Genomic DNA, 18,966 nt, shown 5'->3' on the forward strand with positions numbered 1-18,966 from the left:
CTCAGGCGGCTCCCGGCTTGCGGACATCGGCGAGCTTGCGGACATCGGCCAGCTTGCGGACATCGGTGATCCGGCCGGTCGCGGCGGCGGCGGCGGCCATGGCCGGGCTCATCAGGTGGGTGCGGGCGTCGGGCCCCTGGCGGCCGGGGAAGTTGCGGTTGGTGGTGGAGGCGCAGCGCTCCCCCGCCGGAACCAGATCGCCGTTGATGCCGACGCACATCGAGCAGCCGGGCTCGCCCCATTCCAGACCGGCGTCGATGAAGACCCGGTCGAGCCCCTCGGCCTCGGCCTGCCGGCGGACGGGGACCGAGCCGGGAACCACCAGCCCCGGCACCACCGCGCGCCGGCCGCGCAGCACCGCGGCGGCGGCGCGAAGATCCTCCAGCCGGGCGTTGGTGCAGGAGCCGATGAAGACGCGGTCGATCGCGACCTCCTCCAGCCTCATGCCGGGGGCGAGGCCCATATAGTCCAGCATCTTGCGCATCTGGCCGGCGCGCACCGGGTCGGGCTCCGTGCCGGGGTCGGGAACCGCGGCGCTGACCGGAACCGCGGTCTCCGGGCTGGTGCCCCAGGTCACGGCGGGGGCGATGTCGGCGGCGTCCAGCGTCACCTCGCGGTCGAAGACGGCGTCGGGGTCGCTCGGCAGGCTGCGCCAGTGATCGACCGCGCGGTCGAACAGCGCGCCTTTCGGGGCGAAGGGACGGCCCTCGATCCACGAGATGGTGGTGTCGTCGGGGGCGATCATGCCGGCACGGGCACCAGCCTCGATCGACATGTTGCCGATGGTCAGCCGGCCTTCCATCGACAGGGCGCGGACGGCGCTGCCGGCATATTCGATGACGTGGCCGGCGGCCCCATCGGCTCCGATGGCGGCGATCACCGCCAGGATCAGATCCTTGGCCGTCACATGCGGCCCCAGCACCCCGTCGACGGTGATGCGCATGGTCTTGGGCCGGCGCTGCCACAGGGTCTGGGTCGCCAGCACATGCGAGACCTCGGTGGCGCCGATGCCGAAGGCCAGCGCGCCGAAGGCGCCGTGGGTCGAGGTGTGGCTGTCGCCGCAGACGACGGTCAGACCCGGCAGGGTCAGACCCTGTTCGGGCGCCAGCACATGGACGATGCCCTGGGCCGGGTCGTGCAGGCCGAAATGGCGCAGCCCGTGGCGTCCGGCATTCGCCTCCAGCATCGTCACCATGTTGGCGATCTCCGGATCGGCAATCGGCCTGGACCGGCTGTGCGAGGGCACGTAATGGTCGGCGACGGCGAAGGTCAGCTCCGGCCGGCGCACCTTGCGGCCGGCATGGTCGATCATGCCGAAGGCGTGGAAGGAGCCTTCGTGCAGGAAATGGCGGTCGATGGCGAGCAGGGACTGGCCGTCGGGCCGGGTCGCCACCAGATGGGCGTCCCACACCTTCTCGAACAGGCTGCGTGGCTGGCTGGTCATCGGTCGTTCTCCTCCCTGACGGCGCTTGCCGCCGCGCTTGCCGCCGCTTGCCCGGCGATGCGGCCGAGCGCCACCGCGGTCAGCAATCCGTTGCCGGACAGATAGCCGGACGCCTTCGATCCCGACACGCCGCAGGCCGCACCCCCGGCGGCATGGAGGTTGGGCAGCGGCCTGCCCTGCCGGTCGAGCACGCGGGCATCGTCGTCCACCACCAGACCGCCCTGGGTGTGGAACAGCGCGCCGGTGACGCGCACCGCGCGGTAGGGCGCGGCCAGCGGCGGCGCTCCGGCGAAGTCGCGGCCGAAACCGTCGGTGGCGCCCTCCCGCTTCAACCGGTCGACCCCGGCCAGCGTCGCGGCCAGCGCCGCCGGGTCGATCTTCATAAGACGGGCGAGGCCGGCGGGATCGTCGGCGGTCAGCACCGCGCCCATCGCCTCGGCCTGCCGGAAATCCTCGAACTGGCGGGCGATGGCGGCGATGCGGTCGTCAAAGACCGTCCAGGCGATGCTGTCCGGCTGGCGCAGCACGATGGCCGCCTGTTCCGAATAGCCCTGCGCCTCGTTGGAAAAGCGCCGGCCCTCTGCGTTCACCTGCACGCCGCCCTCGGTGATCGTCGCCCAGGTGACGAGGATGCCGGCCGGATGCGCGACCGAGCCATGGCCCTGGTGCCCCGACAGGTGCCGGCTGGCGGCGCCCAGCGCCTCGCCCCACAGCAGCGCGTCGCCCTGGTTGCCGGGGTGGCCGAAATAGAGCGCGTCGGCCAGTTCCGGCACATGGCGCCCGACCAATTCCCTGTTGCCGCCATAGCCGTTGCAGGCCAGGACCAGCGCCGAACAGCCGACGCGCTCGCTGCTGCCGTCGGGGCGGGCGATCTCCACGCCATGCACGCGGGACGCGGCGTCGGCGTAGAGCGCCGTGACATGCGCCTCGCACAGCACGTCGATGCCGGCGGCCTCGACGGCGCCGCGCAGACGGTCGATCAGTTCGGAGCCCGACCGGCTGGGCAGCCCGTGCATGCGCCGGGCGCCGTGGCCGGGATAGGTGAAATTGTCCACCAGCGAGAAGGGCAGCCCGTAGCGGTCGGCCAGCCACTCCAGCGCCGGCCCGACCGCGCGGGCGACGCGGGTTGCAGCGGCCGGGTCGGGCTCGCCTTTGGCCTTGCCCAGGATGTCGGCGGCGAACAGCTCCGGGCTGTCCTCGATGCCGGTCGCGCGCTGCCAGCGGGTGCCCGGCGCCGGAATCAACCCGGCCGACAGGGCGGTCGAGCCCTGGGGCAGCGCGTCGCGCTCCAGCACCAGCACTCCGGCGCCCTGCTCGTGGGCGGCAAGGGCGGCGATCATCCCGGCTGCCCCGCCGCCGATGACGATGACCGGCACGGTGAACTCGAACTCGACGCCGTCGGCGGGCAGGATGCGGCTCATGAGGCGCCTTCCTTCGACCCGGCAACCTCCGCCAGCATTGTGGCGATGGTGGTGACGCGGCAGACCGGGCGCAGGGCCGCGACCGAGACCTCATGCACCTGCGGGGTGAAGGCGGCGCAGCCGTCCTCCAGCAGGATGGTGTCGAAGTCGCGGACATGGGCGTCGCGCACGGTCGACGCCACGCCGCCATTGGTGACGATGCCGCAGACCAGCAGCCGTTCCACCCCGCATTTCGCCAGCACCCATTCCAGCCGCGACATGTAGAAGGCGGAATAGGCGATCTTCTCCACCTCGACATCGACCGGCTGGAGGGTGTCCACCGTGCGATGCCCCCAGGCGCCGGGCAGGAAGTCGCCCTTGGCCAGGAAGGGCCGCAGGGTCTTCAGGTGGGGCGAGATCATCGGCTCGCCGCCGCGGCCCGGAACCAGCGTGAAGTTGGTGGAGATCACCCAGCCGCCGCGCGACCGCAGCAGGTCGGCCAGCGGCTTCACCCGGTCCGGCAGTTCCAGGATCTCCGGTGCCGTCTGCCCGGCCCGGCCATAGGCGCCGTCGGGATGCAGGAAGTCGTTCTGCAGGTCGCAGACCAGCAGCGCGGTGCGCTCGGCCGGGATGGCGGCGGCGTTCATCGGCCGGTCCTTTCGACGACGACATTGCCGAAGCCGTCCACCCGGGCGCTGAGGTCGGGGTCGATGACGGTGGTGGCGTCCGGCTGTTCGAGGATCGCCGGCCCCTGGATCACCGCGCCGACCGGCAGGTCGAGGCGGTTGTAGATCGCCGTCTCGTGCCACGCGCCGTCGAACCACACCGGGCGCGAGCCGGCATAGGCGCCCTCCACGCTCGTCCCGTCCCGCGGCGCCAGCGTCGCGAGGTCGAAATGCGGGCGGCGGCCGATGGCTGCGGTGCGCAGATTGACGATCTTGGCACCGACGCCCGGCAGCAGCCGGCTGAAGGATGCCTGATAGGCACGCTCGAAGGCGGCGCGGATGGTCGCCTCGTCAATACCGGTGGTTGGACCGGTGGTGCCGTTCTCCACCGAGACCGGCAGAGCGACGGCAACCGTGTGGGTCTGGCCGATGTAATGCATGTCGAGCTCGAAGACGAGGTCGATGCGCTCGACGCTGAGGCCGGCAGACTCAACCACCGCGCGGGCGGCTGTCGCCTCCTCCACCATGCGGCGGTCGAGCGCGGCAGCGTCGATGCCGGCCAGCGGCAGGTTGACCGTCTGCACCTGATCGTGGCGGATGTCGGCGATGACGCAGCCGAGCGCCGAGGTGACGCCGGGGAAGCGCGGCACTAGCGCCGCCTTCAGCCCGACATCCTTGATCAGCGCGCCGACATGCAGGGCGCCGCCGCCGCCGAACGGCACGGCGGCGAACTTGGCCGGATCGTGCCCGCGCTCGATGGAGACGAGGCGGATGGCGCCGGCCATCTTGCTGTTGGCGATGCGCACCACGGCTTCCGCCGCCGTCATGACGTCGAGGCCGAGCGGCTCGGCGACATGGGTGGCGATGGCCTGCCGGGCGGCATCGACGTCGAGCCGGGCGAGCTTGCCGCCGATCGGGCGCTCTGCGTTGATGCGGCCGAGCAGGACGTTGGCGTCGGTCAGGGTCGGGCGGGTGTTGCCCTGGGCGTAGCAGACCGGACCGGGGCGCGACCCGGCACTTTCCGGCCCGACCTGCAGCATGCCGCCGGGATCGACCCCGGCGATGGAGCCGCCGCCGGCGCCGATGGTGGTGATCTCGATCATCGGCGTGCGGACGACCAGGCCGAAATCGATGGTGGTCTGGGCGGCCAGCATGGTCTGCCCCTCCACCACCAGCGACACGTCGAAGCTGGTGCCGCCGAGGTCGCCGGTGATGACGTTGGGGAAGCCCGCCGCCTTGGAGATCGCCGCCGCGGCGATGACGCCGGCCGCCGGCCCAGACAGGGCGGTGCGTACCGGCAGCCGCCTTGCGGTGTCGGTCGACATGACGCCGCCGTTCGACTGCACGATGTGGAAGCGTCCGCCGAACCCCTCCCCGGCCAGCGCGTCGTCGAGCTTGGCGAGGTAGCTGCCGACCACCGGCTGGAGATAGGCGTTCAGCGCGGTGGTCGAGGTGCGCTCGAACTCGCGGATTTCCGGCAGGATGCGGGACGAGCATTCGAGGTTGGCGTTCGGCCAGACCTCGCGCGCCGCCTCCAGCGCCGCCAGCTCGTTGGCTGGGTTGGCATAGGCGTTGATGAAGACGATGGCGAGCGCCTCCGCCCCCATCGTGACCAGCCGGCGGGCGCAGGCACGCACCGCCTCCAGGTCGACGGCGGTGCGGACCGTGCCGTCGGCCAGCGTACGCTCCGCCACCTCCAGCCGCATGTCGCGGTCGACCACGGGGACGAAATCGCCCCACAGGCCCCAGGTGTGACGGCGGTCGCGGCGGCGCATCTCCAGCACGTCGCGGAATCCCGCCGTGGTGATCAACCCGACCCGGGCGCCCTTGCGCTCCAGCAGCGCATTGGTGCCGACGGTGGTGCCGTGGACGATGGAACCGAGGTCGGCAACCGGGCCGAAGCTCTGCAGGCCGGCCAGGAACCCGACCGCCTCGTCGCCGCGGTTGGAGGGAACCTTGGCGGTGCGGAAGCTGCCGCGCGCCTCGTCGTAATGGAACAGGTCGGTGAAGGTGCCGCCGACATCGACGCCGACGATGGTGCCGCCGACGAAGCCCTTGGGTGTGGCCATGCTCATGATCTTGGTTCCGGAGTCGTCAGGCAGCGGGGGATTCGCGGAGAAGCGCGGTGGCGGCGAGGTCGAGCGCGCCGTCGTCGGTCAGCGCCACGCCATAGGCGCTGCGCGCCGCGCCGATGCCGAGATAGCCGAGCCGCACGTCGCGGGCCACCGCCTCCGCCTCGCGCCGCCTCGGGTCGCCCCAGCCGCCGCCGCCCGGCGTCTCCAGCCGGACACGCTGGCCGTCGCGGATCCTGACGTCGGTGATCTTGGAGGCGAGCGGCGGCGACTTCTCGCCCTCGTCGCTCTGCCAGGTGAAGCGGTTCAGCGCGGCGGGCGTGCCGCCGGCCACGCCGAAGGGGGCGAAGACGCCGCGCTCGCCCAGCAGGAACACGTCGGCGTCGGTCAGCGCCTCGATCTCGTAGACGGCACCGACGCCGCCGCGGTGCAGGCCGGCCCCGGCGGAATCGGGACGCAGCGCCCATTGGGTGAACATCACCGGATAGGCCGCCTCCAGGATCTCCACCGGCGGAATGGTGGCGGTGGAGATCGGGTTGTTGGCGTGGTTCAGCCCGTCGCTCTCCGGATTGCCGCCCAGCCCGCCGCCGAAGAAGGAGAACATCACCCAGCGCGAGCCGTCGGCACGGTGGCCGGCCAGCGACAGCGCGTTGATGGTCCCGAATGGGGCGGCGGTGGCGCGCGCCGGGTCGGCCAGCGCCAGCGCGCCGAACACCACGCCGATGACGCGCAGGATGGTCTCGGTATAGCCGCCGACCGGCTTTGGCGGCTTCACCGCCAGCAGCGTCGTCTCGGGAATGACGAAGGTGATCGGATTGAGGCAGCCGGCATTGGCCGGGACGTCGGTGAAGACATGCTTCAGCGCGACATAGCAGCAGGCGACCGCGGTGGAATAGGCGATGTTGAGCGGCCCGGCGCAGGGCGCCGAGGAGCGCGAGAAGTCCAGGACCATCCGCTCGCCCTCGATGGTGAGGTCGAGCGCGATGAGCAGCCGGTCGGCGGTGATGCCGTCGTTGTCGAGATAATCCTCGAAGCTGTAGGTGCCGTCCGGCAGCTTGGCCACCGCGGCCCGCATCAGCGCGTCGGCCCGCGCGGTGAAGGCGTCGAAGGCGGCGGAGACGGTCGCCTCGCCATGCTCGTCCAGCAGCTCGGTCAGCCGGCGCACGCCGAGATCCAGCGCGTTCAGCTGGCCGTTCAGGTCGCCGTAGTTCGATACCGGCACGCGGGAATTGGCGGCGAGGATCGCCAACAGGTCTGTGTTCATCACGCCCGCCCGGACCAGCTTCACCGGCGGGATGCGCACGCCCTCCTGGAAGCTGTCGGTGGCCCGCGCGTTGAAGTTGCCCGGCACGTTGCCGCCGATGTCGAGCCAGTGGCCGACCGACGCCATCCAGCAGAACAGCGTCCCCTGCCGGAAGATCGGCCGCACCAGCCGGAAGTCGTTCAGGTGGGTGCCGCCGTCATAGGGGTCGTTGAACAGGAAGATGTCGTCGGCGTGCAGGTCGCCCTCGCGCGCCACCTTGTCGATCACCGCCTTGACCGCGAAGGCCATGGCGCCGACGAAGATCGGCAGGCCGTTGGTCCCCTGGACCAGCGTGGCGCCGGTCTCGGCATGATACAGCCCGTGGCAGGCGTCGCGCGCCTCGGCGATGATCGGATTGAAGGCGGAGCGGTAGAGCGTCGCGTCCATCTCGTCGGCGATCTGCTCCAGCCGGCCCTTCAGGACGGCGAGCGTGACGGGATCGATCGGGGTGGTCTTGGTGGTCATGCTGCGTCCTCCCGCTTGGCGGGTGCAAAGTCCTTGTAGGTTTCGCCGAGCGCCAGCATCCCGGGCGTGCCGATCAGCTCGTTCAGCGCGTTGAAGTCGAACATGCGGTCACGGAACGGCTGGGTGGTGCCGTGCTGCGCCAGCGAGCCGTAATAGTCCTGCGCCTGCCGGGCCAGCGCCCGCACGATGCCGCCGGGGAAGATCACCAGCCGGTAGCCCAGCGCCCCCAGCTCCGCGGCCGAGCTGATCGGCGTCTGGCCGCCCTCGACCATGTTGGCGAGCAGCGGGCGGATGCCGCCCAGGTCGGTGGCGATGGCGGCCAGCTGGTCGCGGGTCTTCGGCGCCTCGACGAACAGCACGTCGGCACCGGCCTCGACATAGAGCCGGGCGCGGTCGAGCGCCGCCGACACCCCTTCCACCGCCACCGCGTCGGTGCGGGCGACGATCAGCGTGGCGTCGCTGGCGCGGGCATCGACCGCCGCCTTGATCTTGCCGGCCATTTCCGCCGCCGGGATCACCGCCTTGTCGGTCAGGTGGCCGCAGCGCTTGGGAAAGCTCTGGTCCTCCAGCTGGATCGCGGTGGCGCCGGCCCGCTCGAACATGCGCACGGTGCGCTGCACGTTCAGCGCGTTGCCGTAGCCGGTGTCGCCGTCCACCACCAGCGGCGTGGCCACGCGGTCGCGCACCAGGGCGATGGTGTCAGCCACCTCGCTGACCGACACCAGCCCGATGTCGGGCCGGCCGAGCCGGGTGTAGGCGATGGCGGCACCCGACAGGTACAGCGCCTCGAACCCGGCGGCGGTTGCCAGCGAGGCGGTGAAGGCGTCATAGACGCCGGGGGCCAGGACGACGCGGTCCTGGGCCAGCCGGTCCCGGAAACTCGTGGTGGGGACGATCATGTCAGGCGCTCCCCCCGGTGCCGGTTCGCGATGGTGTCGCGCTCCGCCGGGTCAGGGTTGGAAGATCTTGGGTGGTTGGAAGAGGTTGGGATTGGGCCGGAGCACGCATCGCTCACAGCCCGAGATAGGTGCGTTTCAGTTCGGGATCGCGGGCGATGGCCTCGGCCTCGCCGGACATCGCGAAGACGCCGTTCTCCAGGATGTAGGCTCGGCGGGCGACCTCCAGCGACTGGACGACGTTCTGCTCGACCAGCAGGATCGCCAGCCCGTCGGTGTTCAGCTTGCGGATCAGGCCGAACATCTCTTCAACCACCAGTGGCGACAGCCCGAGCGACGGCTCGTCGAGGATCAGCAGCAGCGGTTCGGCCATCATGCCGCGGCCGATGGCGAGCATCTGCTGCTCGCCGCCCGACAGGGTGCCGGCCAACTGCCGCTCGCGCTCCTTCAGGCGGGGGAAGGTGGCGAAGATGTGTTCCAGGTTCCGGGCGCGGTGCGGCTTGCCCCGACGGTAGCTGCCCAGTTCCAGGTTTTCGCGGATCGACAGGTTGGGGAAGATCTTGCGGCCCTCCGGCACCTGGATCAGTCCCTCCTCCACGATGCGGGCGGCCGACCGGCCGTCGATGCGCTCGCCGGCAAAGCGGATCTCGCCGGCCCAGGCCGGCAGCACACCCGACAGCACCTTGTTCAGCGTGGTCTTGCCGACGCCGTTGGAACCGAGCACGGTGACGATCTCCACCGTCTCGACCGCCATGTCGATGCCGCGCAGCACCTCGGTTGCGCCGTAGCCGGCCCTTAGGCCGCGGATGTCCAGCAGCGCCTCAACCATGGACCGCACCCTCCGCCTTCAGCCGGGCGGCGGCGCCGTGGCCGAGATAGGCCTCGATCACCTGGGCGTCGGCGCAGACCGCGGCGGGCGGTCCCTCGGCGATCATGCGGCCCTGTGCCAGCACATAGACGCGCTCGCACAGGTTCATCACCGCCTGCATGACATGCTCGATCATCAGGATCGTCACCCCCTTGTCGCGGATGTCGCGGATCACCGGGATGATGTCGCGGATCTCCGACGGGTTCAGCCCGGCCAGCACCTCGTCCAACAGCAGCAGTTTCGGTTCGGTGGCGAGCGCGCGGGCCAACTCCAGCCGCTTGCGCCCGGCCACCGTCAGCCCGCCGGCCGGACGGTCCAGCTCGGCGGCCAGCCCGACCCGCTGGGCCACGTCGCGCGCCTTGGCGATGGCGTCGGCGCGTTTGGCATGGCGCAGATAGGCGCCGACCGCTATGTTCTCGCACACCGTCAGCCCGGCGAAGGGCTGCACGATCTGGAAGGTGCGGCCGATGCCGCGCCCGGCCCGGCGGTGCGGCTCCTCGGCGGTGATGTCCGCGCCCTCGAACCGGATGCGGCCGTCGGTCGGCTCGATGAAGCCGGAGATCATCGAGAACAGCGTGGTCTTGCCGGCGCCGTTCGGGCCGATCAGCCCGATGATGCCGCCGGGCGCCACCGTCAGCGACGCGCGGTCCACCGCCATCAGCCCGCCGAAGCGCTTGGAGACGGTCTCAACGGCCAACATTGGAAGGCTCCTTGGCGGCATCGGATCGTGAGGAAGGCCGCAGCAGCCCGGCGCCGCGGTCGCGCAGCCGCTCCAACAGGCCGAGGATGCCGCCGCGGGCGAAGGCGACCGCCAGCACCAGCACGGCGCCGAAGACGATCAGGTCGATGCCGGGGATGCGGCCGGCGAACTGCTTGGCGACCTCGCCCAGCCCATGCAGGGTCAGGGCGCCGACCACCGGGCCGAAGACGGTGCCGACGCCGCCGATGATCGGGGCCAGCAGCAGCTCGACCGAAATCCAGCTGCCATAGGCGATGGTGGCGTCGATGTAGAGGAAATACTGGGCGTAGAGGCAGCCGGCCAGCGCGGTGACGCCGCCGGACAGCGCGATGGCGCGCAGCTTCACCCGCAGGCTGTCGACGCCCAGCGCCTTGGCCGCGTCCTCGTTCTCGCGCACCGCCACCAGCTGCGCCCCGAAACGGGAGCGCTGGATCCAGCGGGTCAGCACCAGCACCGCCCCGACCAGGGCCAGCACCAGCCAATAGAAGACGGCGCGGTCGGCGAATTGCAGGTTGCCGGGATGGACGTCCAGCTTGATCAGCAGCCCGGCGGCCCCGCCGGTGAAGGAGGCGGCGTTGGCGAGGATGCGGAACACCTCGGCAAAGGCCAGCGTCACCAGCGCGAAATAGGAGCCGCGCAGGCCCGAGCGGAAGCTGAGGAAGCCGATGGCCCAGCCGACCGCGGCCCCGGCGGCGGTCGCCAGCGCCAGCCCGGCCCAGGCATTGACGCCCCAGCGCAGTTGCAGGATCGCGGTGACGTAGGCGCCGGTGCCGAAGAAGGCGGCGTGGCCGAAGCTGAACTGGCCGCCGAAGCCGCCCAGGATGTTCCAGCCCTGCGCGCCCAGCGCCACGATCAGCATGAAGACCAGGAAATTCAGCACCGGGCTGGAGGTCACCACCAGCGGCAGCAACGCCGCCAGCACCAGCAGGACGAGGATGGGAAGAAGATCGCGCGCGGTCATGCCCTGGCTCCGAACAGGCCGGTCGGCCGCACCAGCAGCACGGCGATGAAGATCAGGAAGATGCCGATCTGGCCCAGGCTGTCGCCCAGCAGCAGGCCGCACAGGCTTTCCACCACCCCGATGAACAGGCCGCCGAGCAGGGCGCCGGGGATGGAGCCCATGCCGCCCAGCACCACCACCGTGAAGGCGACCAGCACGAAGGCGCCGCCGATGCGCGGGTTGACGTAGAAGGTCGGCATCAGCAGGCAGGCCGCCACCGCCAGACAGGCGCAGCCGAGCCCGAAGGTGACGGCGTAGATGTGCGGCACGTCGATGCCGACCAGGTTGGCGCCCAGCTTCTCCTTGGCGACCGCGCGGATCGCCTTGCCGGTGTCGGTGCGGTTCAGCAGCAGCCACAGCAGGCCGGTGACGACCACCGCCACGCCAAGCCCGATCAGCCGCGGAAAGGACAGCAGCAGCGGACCCAGAGCCACCACCTGGAAGGAATAGTCGGTGTCGAGCGTGCGGGTGTCGGACTGGAAGGTGGCGAGCAGCACATTCTCCAGCACGATGGACAGGCCCAGCGTGACCAGCAGGATGTTGCCGTCGTCGCCATGGCTGGCCGGCCCGATCACGAAGCGCTGCAGGCCGTAGCCGAGCGCGAACATCAGCGGCACCAGCGGCAGGATCACCAGATAGGGGTCCATGCCGAGCCAGGCCCAGGCGACCCAGACCGCGAACATGGCGCATGTCAGCAGCGCCCCGTGGGCGAAGTTGATGATGTGCAGCACGCCGTAGATCAGCGTCAGGCCCAGCGCGATCAGCGCATAGACCGCACCGGTCATCAGCCCGTTCAGCGCCGCTTCCAGGATGATCTGAGGTGAATACATGGCAGGCCCGAGCGTGAGTGGAACGGCGACGGCGCGCTTGCGCCGGCTTGCCCCCTCCCCGACCCTCCACCGCTCTCAGCGGACCTATGGTCCGCCCGCCGCGTCAGCACAAAGCGGAGCTTTGTGCGAGAACAGACGCGTGTTCGGAAGAGCGGCGGCAGTTCCCTCTCCCGCCCAGCGGGGGAGGGTTAGGGAGGGGGCAGACAGAAGGGACTTCAGACCGCCGGGAAGTTCGCCTTCACTTCCGCGTAGGCCTCCGGGAAGATCACCTTGATGTCGTCGCCCTGGATCTGGGTGTTGATCGGGGTGGCGCCCTCGTTCTGGCCGTTCACGAACTTCGTCGGGCCGTAGGGCATGATGTGGCCGGCGAAGCTGGAGCCGTTCAACGCCTCGATGATCCTGGCACGGTCGGTCGAGCCGGCGCGCTCGATGGCGTCGGCCAGCAGCTTCACGTTGGAATAGTTCAGCGAGACATTGTAGGCGAAGGACTTGCCCTGGTCCTGCACCGCCTTGCGCAGGGCCAGCGCCTGCGGGTTGCGCGGGTCGTGCCAGTGGTTGCAATCTATGACGTTCTGGGCCGCCTGCGGGAATTCCTTGAGGAAGCGGCCGTTCGACGCCGCCCCGCCCAGCACGGCGTAGATGCCCTTAGGCTTGATGCGCTGCTGCTGCATGGTGCGGGCGAGCAGCACGAACTCGCCGTAATAGTTGGACGGGATCACCAGATCGGGGTTCAGCGAGCGGATGCGCAACGCCACGTTGGACATGTCGCGCGCCGGGGTCGGATGGGCGATGGTCTCCAGCACCTCGAAGCCGCGCTTGGGCAGTTCGGCCTGCAGCAGCTTGGCGAGGCCGGACCCGAACAGCCCGTCCTCATGCACCAGCACCACGGTCCTGGCCGGCTTGCCCGCCAATTCGTTCATGCGGGTCAGATTGTCGAGCGCGACGCTGGTGACCTTGCCGAAGCCGGGGCCGAAACGGAAGGTGTTCTTCAGCCCGCGCGCCATGATCTGGTCAGACACGCCGACATCGACGAGGTACGGCAGGTCGTAGCGCGCCGCCGCCTGCGACGCCGCAAGGCAGATCGGGCTGGCGAAGCCGCCGACGATGGCGCAGGCGCCCTCCGCCTGCATCCGCTCGACCTCCTGCGTGCCGGCCTCCGGGGTGGAGCGGGCATCGCCGAACAGCATCTCCAGCTTGGCGCCGCCCAGCGACCTGATGCCGCCGGCCGCGTTGATCTCGTTGATCGCCAGCTCGGCGCCCAGACGGCCGAGGTCGCCGTCGTTGGCGAGCGCGCCGGTCACCGGCTGGAGCACGCCGACCTTCACCGCGGCGGTCTGCGCCCGCAGGATCGACGGCGCGGCCAGCGGCACGGCGGTGAAGGCGGCCGCCGCGGCGCCGGCCTTCAGGACCGAGCGGCGGGTGATGCCGGGAAGCGCGGAGTCCCGATCCGAACGTCTCATTACGCTGAACTCCTCTGTCTGGTTGCCCGCTTGGCACGGGGCGGCTTTTCGCCTTTGGCGGCCTTTTCGGCCTTGCTCTTATCCGATGCGCGCGGCCAGCCGAGCGCCGGGCTCCAGCGCCGTTCGCCGTCGCTGCCGGTGCGCACCAGATCCATGTGGAAGCTGTAGCGGTCGGGCCGGTACAGCGCGTGAAGATGCTCGACGCCGCGGCCCGACGGTTCGTAGACGACACGGGTCAGCGACAGCAGCGGCGAGCCGATCTCCAGATCCAGCGCCGCCGCCGCTTCGGGACCGGCCAGCGTCGCACTGATCGCCTGGGTCGCCCGTTCGGCCTGCACGCCCGACCGTTCGATCAGTTCCAGCAGCGGACGCGCCGCCAGCTCCGCTTCCGACCAGGTCAGGCCGATCCATTCCGGCACATGGGTGGTCAGGTAGGAGAAGGGGACGCCGTCGATCATGCGCACCCGGACGGAGCGCTGGACCCGCTCCCCCGCCGCCAGCCCCAGGCTTGCGGCCACCGCCTCGCTGGGCGGGCCATAGCCGAAGGACAGCAGCTTGACGTCGGTGCTGCGCCCCATGTCGATCAGGTGCGACAGCACGTTGGACAGGTCGGCGACGATGGGACGGACGGCGCGCGTGTCATGGACGAAGGTGCCGGACCCCGCCTTGCGCTGCACCAGCCCCTCCTTGTCGAGCAGGTCGAGCGCGCGCCGCACGGTGACCCGCGACACCGCATGCTCGGCCGCCAGCGCCGGCTCTCCCGGCAGCCGGCTGCCCGGCGGCAGTTCTCCGGCGACGATGCGGTCGCGCAGCAGCAGATAGATCCTGCGTGCCTTCAAGGGTTCAACCGCCGACTTCACAGCGTGCCGTCCTCCGCTTCACCGAGCCACGAGCCTGTCTCTTGATAAGACAGGAACCTGTATGATGGATAAGACAGGTTCAGTCAACGGGGATGTTGGACCGGCGGACGGTCTGCGGCAAAAAGGCAAAAAAACGCCCCGGCCTGCGGGAGGCCGGGGCGTCGGAAGACGATGCAGACGGACGCCGGTATCAGCCGATGCGGAACTCTTCGCGATGGATCGCGGTCATCGGCAGCCCCTCCGGCCCGATGACGCCGCGGTACATGCCGGAGCAGTTGAAGGGCAGCGCCACCCGGCCGTCACGGTCGATGGCGACAAGGCCGCCCGAGCCGCCGATCACCCCCAGTTCATCCACCACGCCGGTCGCGGCGCGGTCCAGCGTCTGGCCGCCCCAGCGCATGCGGGCGTCGATCTCGTGGGCGGCGCAGCGGCGGATGAAATGCTCGCCATGGCCGGTGGCGGAAACCGCACAGGTCATGTTGTCGGCGAAGGTGCCGGCGCCGATCACCGGGCTGTCGCCGACACGGCCCTTGGCCTTCGCGGTCATGCCGCCGGTGGAGGTCGCCGCGGCAAGGTTGCCGTCGCGGTCGCGGGCGACGGCGCCGACGGTGCCATGGCGGCGCTGATCGGCGCCGCCATCGGAGTTGTCTTCCGGGGCGCCGGAGCGGCGGCGTTCCAGCTCGGCCTGAAGGGCATCCCAGCGCGGCTGGGTGAAGAAATAGGGCGCCTCCTCCATCGGCAGTCCCTGGCGGCGGCAGAGGTCGAGCGCGCCCTCGCCGATCAGCAGGACATGCTCGCTGTGCTCCATCACCGCGCGGGCGGCGAGGATCGGGTTGCGCGGGCCGAACAGGCCGGCCACCGCCCCGGCGGCGCGGTCGCGGCCGTCCATGATGGCGGCGTCCATCTCCTGCACGCCCTCGGCGGTGAAGACGGCGCCGCGCCCGGCGTTGAACAGCGGCTCGTCCTCCAGCGCCATCACCGCGGCGGTGACGGCGTCGAGCGCGCTGCCGCCGTCGGCCAGCACATCATGCCCCGCGGCCAGCGCCCGGCGCAGTCCGGCATGATAGCCCTCGGTCAACGCGGACGTCAGGGCGCTGCGCTTGATGGTGCCGGCGCCGCCATGGATGGCGAGCGCGAAGGGCTGCGGTACGGAGAAGGTCATGGGCAGGGTCTCAGCGCAGGGAGGCCGACATGGCCGACAGGGTGTTGATCCAGCCCAGCGCGGCGGCCATGCTGGCGGCCGGCAGGCGGATGGTGACGGGGTCGAGGCGCTCGGACACCGGGATCAGCGATGCCAAGTCGGCCAGCGCCGGGCTGTTCATCTCGATCTCCAAGCGGTAGGGCGCTCCGTCGCCGCGCGGGGGCACGCGGAAGGGCGCGATGCTCGAGGCCCGGCGGACGGCGCGGGCCGCCGCCTGGCGGATGCGGTCGCGGGCGACCGACGGAGCCACCGCGCGGGCGGCGCGCTGGCCGAGCGCCTGCTTGACCACCACCTGTTCGGCGTCCGGGAACAGCGGCGCCATCTCCGCGGCGAAGCGGTCGTCGCCGGTCAGCAGGATCACCGGCACGCCGATCTCGCCGGCATAGGCGCCGTAATTGCCGGCCTCTCCCAGTTCCAAGCCGTTCACGACGACGCGGCCGAAGGCGAAGCTGTTGGTGGTGTGGGCGAGGATGCCGTACTGGCGGGCCGACGTGTGGAAGCCGACGCACATCACCCCGGCCGTCCCCGGTTCCAGCCCAGCGAACATGCCGTTGGGCTTGGGGCGGCCGAGGATCAGCTCGGCTGCCGGGTGCAACTCGTCCGGCAGCAGGTTGACCATCGGGCCGTGGCTGTCGTTGACCAGGATTTCGCTCGCCCCGCCCTCCAGCGCGCCTTCGATGGCGGCATTCACCTCCGCGGTCATCAGGCGGCGGGCACGCTCGTATTCGGTGTTGCCCGGCGTCACCTGCTGTTGGGAGACCACGCCGGCCACCCCTTCGATGTCGGCGGAGATGTAGATCTTCACTCTGTGCTCCCGGAGGTCAGGATAGCGGACAGGCAGGGTCGGGTGGCGCCATCGCGGCCCACAACCGGCGTGGCGGCGGCCAGCGCGTCGAGCACCGCTTCCTGCGTCGCATCGGCCATCGCCTCGAACAGGCTGTCGATGCGGCGCTCGTTCAGCATGCGCAGCGGCACGATGTCCGCGCGCTCGTCATGGTCGATGCGGTTGGCGGTGGTGAAGCCGAGCGCGATGTCGCCGCTGCCGTGGCCCCAGAAGGACCCGACCCGCGCCAGCCCCACCCCGGCCCGGCGGATGACCCGGCGCAGCTGGCGGTGGTCGAGCGGCGCATCGGTAGCGGCGACGACGATGACGGAGCCCTTCTCGGGCGCGTCATCCGGCACCGGCGGGGCCACGCGGCGGCCGTCGGGCAGGCGCAGTTCCCCCGGCCGGCCGAAATTGGCCAGGACCAGCACGCCCAGGTGATGGCGCCTGCCGTCCAGCTTCAGGCGGCGCGAGGCAGTGCCGATGCCGCCCTTGAAGCCGAAGCAGGACATGCCGCGCCCGGCACCGACCGAACCAACCGCCACCTCGGCTCCGTCCGGCTGCTCCAGAGCGGCGGCGAGCGCCATGGTGGCATGCGCCTCGGTCACCGCCAGCGCCTGGATGTCGTTCAGCGGACCGTCGTTGCATTCCATCACCACCGGGTTGACGGTGGCGGTCGTCCTGCCGATGTCCGGGTTGGCGGCGATGGCGTGGCGGACCAGCGCGGTGGCGGCGGTGCCGACCGACAGGGTGTTGGTCAGCAGGATCGGGGTTTCCAGCGCCCCCAGCTCCTCCACCTGCATCAGCCCGACGCTCTTGCCGAAGCCGTTCAGCACCTCGGCCGCCGCCACCGGCTTGTCGCGGTAGAGGTTGCCGGCATGGGGCAGGATGGCGGTGACGCCGGTCTGGAGGGCGCCGTCGTCCAGCGTGACATGGCCGACGCGGACGCCGGGCACATCGGTGATGGCGTTGCGCGGCCCCGGCGTCAGCCGCCCGCAGGCGAGCCCGAAGGCCCGCGCCCTGCCCTTGCCGTCAGCGGAGTTTCGGGTCGAGGGCATCGCGCAGTCCGTCGCCGAGCAGGTTGAAGGCCAGCACCGTCAGGAAGATGGCGAGGCCGGGATAGAAGGTGACGTGGCTGGCGACGCCGATGTAGCTGCGCCCATCGGCCAGCATGGCGCCCCATTCCGGGCTGGGCGGCTGGGCGCCGAGGCCGATGAAGCTGAGGCTGGCCGCCGTCAGGATCGAGGTGCCGATGCGCATGGAGACATAGACGATCACGCTGGGCAGCGTGCCGGGCAGGATGTGGCGGACCATCAGCAGCCGGTCGCGCACGCCGATGGCGCGGGCGGCGTCGACATAGACCGCGCGCTTCAGCCCCAGCGTGCTGCCGCGCACGAGGCGGGCGAAGACCGGCACGCTGAAGATCGCCACCGCGTAGATGACGTTGTCGATGCCCGGCCCGAGGACGGCGACGATGCCGATGGCCAGCAGGATGCCGGGAAAGGCCAGCAGCACGTCGCAGACGCGCATGATCAGCGAATCGATCCAGCCGCCGCGGAAGCCGGCGACCAGACCGAGCGCCACGCCGGCCACCCCGCCCAGCAGCACCGACAGCAGTCCGACCGACAGCGAGATGCGCGCACCCCACAGGATGCGGCTCAGGATGTCGCGGCCATAGGCGTCGGTACCGGCCCAATGGTCGGCCGACGGCCCTTCCAGGATGCGGTCATAATCGAAGGCCGCCGGGTCGAACGGCGCGATCCAGGGTGCGGCGGCGGCGGCCAGGGTCAGCGCCAGCAGACAGATGCCGGCGGCCATGGCGGTGCGGTTGCGCCGGAACTTGCGCCAGAATTCGCGCAGCGGAGACCGGATGGCGTCGTGGCTCACGGCCACGCTGGTTGCGTCTGTCGTGGTCATGAGTAGCGGATCTCGGGGTTGGCGAAGGCGTACAGCACATCGACCAGCAGGTTGATGATGATGAATTCCAGCGAGAACAGCAGGATCTCCGCCTGGATGACGGTGTAGTCACGGTAGTTGACGCTATCCACCAGCAACCGGCCCAGCCCCGGCCAGGAGAACACCGTCTCGACCACGATCGACCCGCCCAGCAGGAAGCCGAACTGCAATCCGACCATGGTGATGATCGGGATCATCGCGTTGCGCAGCGTGTGCTTCCACACCACCAGCCGGGCCGGCACGCCCTTGGCCCTTGCGGTGCGGACGTAATCCTCGCGCGCGATTTCGATGAAGGCCGACCGGGTGAAGCGCGCCATCACCGCGGCGACGCCGAGCCCCAGCGTCAGCGACGGCATCACGTAATGCTGCCACGTCCCGTAACCGCTGGTCGGCAGCCAGCCGAGCTTGACCGAGAACAGGTCGATCATCAGCAGCCCGAGCCAGAATGAGGGAAAGGCGATGCCAGACACCGCGACGATCATGCCGACATGGTCCTGCCAGCGCCCGCGCTTCGTCGCCGACGCCACGCCGATCAGCAATCCCGCCAGCGTCGCCCAGACCATGGCGACGATGGTGAGGTAGAGCGTGGGCAGGAAGCGTTCGCCGATCTCCTGCGACACCGGCCGCTTGGACTTCATCGACCGGCCGAACTCGCCCTGCACCGCATTGCCGAGGAAGCGGCCGTACTGCACCCACAGCGGCTGGTCGAGGCCGAGATCCTGGCGCACCAGCTCGACGTCGCGCTGGGTCGCATCCGGGCCGGCGACCAGCCGCGCCGGATCGCCCGGCAGCAGATGGACGAAGCCGAAGACGAAGACGGAAATCACCAGCAGAACCGGCAGGATGCCGGCAAGACGGCCGACGAGATATTTCAACATGGGGCGGAGGTCCTGGTGGAGGGCCTGGATGTGCGGGGGGATTCTCGGGGACGTTAGCCCCCACATAAACTCCCCCGCTGGGCGGGGGAGGGACTGCCGCCACTCA

17 protein-coding genes are annotated in these 18,966 nt (G+C 70.5%); all 17 read right to left on the reverse strand.

What is annotated here, in order from left to right:
- Position 1: 1 nt before the first annotated feature.
- A complete protein-coding gene (leuC, locus tag ABMY26_RS02945; RefSeq protein WP_372394976.1) occupies positions 2-1,444 on the reverse strand; it encodes a 3-isopropylmalate dehydratase large subunit in 1,443 nt (480 codons plus the stop codon).
- Complete coding sequence (locus ABMY26_RS02950; RefSeq protein ID WP_372394977.1) at positions 1,441-2,865, reverse strand: FAD-dependent oxidoreductase; 1,425 nt, start codon at positions 2,863-2,865, stop codon at positions 1,441-1,443. The genes leuC and ABMY26_RS02950 overlap by 4 nt, the downstream gene beginning before the upstream one ends.
- The gene (locus ABMY26_RS02955) at positions 2,862-3,491 is read right to left on the reverse strand and encodes a cysteine hydrolase family protein (protein ID WP_372394978.1); all 630 of its coding nucleotides are present in this window, start codon (positions 3,489-3,491) and stop codon (positions 2,862-2,864) included. The genes ABMY26_RS02950 and ABMY26_RS02955 overlap by 4 nt, the downstream gene beginning before the upstream one ends.
- Positions 3,488-5,584, reverse strand: coding sequence for a hydantoinase/oxoprolinase family protein (locus ABMY26_RS02960; protein ID WP_372394979.1), 2,097 nt, complete (start codon positions 5,582-5,584; stop codon positions 3,488-3,490). The genes ABMY26_RS02955 and ABMY26_RS02960 overlap by 4 nt, the downstream gene beginning before the upstream one ends.
- 19 nt (positions 5,585-5,603) lie before the next feature.
- Positions 5,604-7,349 (reverse strand): hydantoinase B/oxoprolinase family protein, encoded by a 1,746-nt coding sequence (locus tag ABMY26_RS02965; RefSeq protein WP_372394980.1) that lies wholly within the window; start codon positions 7,347-7,349, stop codon positions 5,604-5,606.
- Positions 7,346-8,248, reverse strand: a complete 903-nt coding sequence (locus ABMY26_RS02970; RefSeq protein ID WP_045582923.1) for an oxaloacetate decarboxylase — start codon at positions 8,246-8,248, stop codon at positions 7,346-7,348. The genes ABMY26_RS02965 and ABMY26_RS02970 overlap by 4 nt, the downstream gene beginning before the upstream one ends.
- A gap of 112 nt (positions 8,249-8,360) precedes the next feature.
- Positions 8,361-9,074 carry an ABC transporter ATP-binding protein gene (locus tag ABMY26_RS02975; protein WP_200909832.1) on the reverse strand — a complete coding sequence of 238 codons (714 nt, stop codon included), beginning with the start codon at positions 9,072-9,074 and terminating at the stop codon, positions 8,361-8,363.
- A complete protein-coding gene (locus ABMY26_RS02980; RefSeq protein ID WP_372394981.1) occupies positions 9,067-9,813 on the reverse strand; it encodes an ABC transporter ATP-binding protein in 747 nt (248 codons plus the stop codon). Before ABMY26_RS02980 ends, ABMY26_RS02975 begins: the two co-directional genes overlap by 8 nt.
- Positions 9,800-10,813, reverse strand: a complete 1,014-nt coding sequence (locus ABMY26_RS02985) for a branched-chain amino acid ABC transporter permease (RefSeq protein WP_372394982.1) — start codon at positions 10,811-10,813, stop codon at positions 9,800-9,802. The genes ABMY26_RS02980 and ABMY26_RS02985 overlap by 14 nt, the downstream gene beginning before the upstream one ends.
- Positions 10,810-11,682 carry a branched-chain amino acid ABC transporter permease gene (locus ABMY26_RS02990; protein ID WP_372394983.1) on the reverse strand — a complete coding sequence of 291 codons (873 nt, stop codon included), beginning with the start codon at positions 11,680-11,682 and terminating at the stop codon, positions 10,810-10,812. Before ABMY26_RS02990 ends, ABMY26_RS02985 begins: the two co-directional genes overlap by 4 nt.
- A gap of 215 nt (positions 11,683-11,897) precedes the next feature.
- Positions 11,898-13,142 (reverse strand): ABC transporter substrate-binding protein, encoded by a 1,245-nt coding sequence (locus ABMY26_RS02995; RefSeq protein WP_372394984.1) that lies wholly within the window; start codon positions 13,140-13,142, stop codon positions 11,898-11,900.
- On the reverse strand, positions 13,142-13,981 hold the full coding sequence (locus ABMY26_RS03000; RefSeq protein ID WP_372394985.1) for a GntR family transcriptional regulator: 840 nt from the start codon (positions 13,979-13,981) through the stop codon (positions 13,142-13,144). The genes ABMY26_RS02995 and ABMY26_RS03000 overlap by 1 nt, the downstream gene beginning before the upstream one ends.
- A 211-nt stretch (positions 13,982-14,192) precedes the next feature.
- A complete protein-coding gene (locus ABMY26_RS03005) occupies positions 14,193-15,164 on the reverse strand; it encodes an isoaspartyl peptidase/L-asparaginase family protein (protein ID WP_372394986.1) in 972 nt (323 codons plus the stop codon).
- 10 nt (positions 15,165-15,174) lie between these two features.
- Positions 15,175-16,008 carry a M55 family metallopeptidase gene (locus ABMY26_RS03010; protein WP_372394987.1) on the reverse strand — a complete coding sequence of 278 codons (834 nt, stop codon included), beginning with the start codon at positions 16,006-16,008 and terminating at the stop codon, positions 15,175-15,177.
- Positions 16,005-17,084: a P1 family peptidase gene (locus ABMY26_RS03015; protein ID WP_372394988.1), complete on the reverse strand. Its 1,080-nt coding sequence runs from the start codon at positions 17,082-17,084 to the stop codon at positions 16,005-16,007. The genes ABMY26_RS03010 and ABMY26_RS03015 overlap by 4 nt, the downstream gene beginning before the upstream one ends.
- On the reverse strand, positions 17,059-17,943 hold the full coding sequence (locus tag ABMY26_RS03020; protein ID WP_045582914.1) for an ABC transporter permease subunit: 885 nt from the start codon (positions 17,941-17,943) through the stop codon (positions 17,059-17,061). Before ABMY26_RS03020 ends, ABMY26_RS03015 begins: the two co-directional genes overlap by 26 nt.
- Entirely contained in the window at positions 17,940-18,860 is a 921-nt protein-coding gene (gene gsiC, locus ABMY26_RS03025) for a glutathione ABC transporter permease GsiC (protein ID WP_045582913.1), read from the reverse strand. The genes ABMY26_RS03020 and gsiC overlap by 4 nt, the downstream gene beginning before the upstream one ends.
- Between the last annotated feature and the right edge of the window lie 106 nt (positions 18,861-18,966).

It is taken from the genome of Azospirillum sp. HJ39 (assembly GCF_041507355.1).
In the GTDB taxonomy this organism is placed as follows: Bacteria; Pseudomonadota; Alphaproteobacteria; order Azospirillales; family Azospirillaceae; genus Azospirillum; species Azospirillum thiophilum.

Bases quoted from the DNA above. Each gene is read 5' to 3' on its own strand.
- leuC (WP_372394976.1), bottom strand. From the start codon at position 1,444: ATGACCAGCCAGCCACGCAGCCTGTTCGAGAAGGTGTGGGACGCCCAT.
- ABMY26_RS02950 (WP_372394977.1), bottom strand. From the start codon at position 2,865: ATGAGCCGCATCCTGCCCGCCGACGGCGTCGAGTTCGAGTTCACCGTG.
- ABMY26_RS02955 (WP_372394978.1), bottom strand. From the start codon at position 3,491: ATGAACGCCGCCGCCATCCCGGCCGAGCGCACCGCGCTGCTGGTCTGC.
- ABMY26_RS02960 (WP_372394979.1), bottom strand. From the start codon at position 5,584: ATGAGCATGGCCACACCCAAGGGCTTCGTCGGCGGCACCATCGTCGGC.
- ABMY26_RS02965 (WP_372394980.1), bottom strand. From the start codon at position 7,349: ATGACCACCAAGACCACCCCGATCGATCCCGTCACGCTCGCCGTCCTG.
- ABMY26_RS02970 (WP_045582923.1), bottom strand. From the start codon at position 8,248: ATGATCGTCCCCACCACGAGTTTCCGGGACCGGCTGGCCCAGGACCGC.
- ABMY26_RS02975 (WP_200909832.1), bottom strand. From the start codon at position 9,074: ATGGTTGAGGCGCTGCTGGACATCCGCGGCCTAAGGGCCGGCTACGGC.
- ABMY26_RS02980 (WP_372394981.1), bottom strand. From the start codon at position 9,813: ATGTTGGCCGTTGAGACCGTCTCCAAGCGCTTCGGCGGGCTGATGGCG.
- ABMY26_RS02985 (WP_372394982.1), bottom strand. From the start codon at position 10,813: ATGACCGCGCGCGATCTTCTTCCCATCCTCGTCCTGCTGGTGCTGGCG.
- ABMY26_RS02990 (WP_372394983.1), bottom strand. From the start codon at position 11,682: ATGTATTCACCTCAGATCATCCTGGAAGCGGCGCTGAACGGGCTGATG.
- ABMY26_RS02995 (WP_372394984.1), bottom strand. From the start codon at position 13,142: ATGAGACGTTCGGATCGGGACTCCGCGCTTCCCGGCATCACCCGCCGC.
- ABMY26_RS03005 (WP_372394986.1), bottom strand. From the start codon at position 15,164: ATGACCTTCTCCGTACCGCAGCCCTTCGCGCTCGCCATCCATGGCGGC.
- ABMY26_RS03015 (WP_372394988.1), bottom strand. From the start codon at position 17,084: ATGCCCTCGACCCGAAACTCCGCTGACGGCAAGGGCAGGGCGCGGGCC.
- ABMY26_RS03020 (WP_045582914.1), bottom strand. From the start codon at position 17,943: ATGACCACGACAGACGCAACCAGCGTGGCCGTGAGCCACGACGCCATC.
- gsiC (WP_045582913.1), bottom strand. From the start codon at position 18,860: ATGTTGAAATATCTCGTCGGCCGTCTTGCCGGCATCCTGCCGGTTCTG.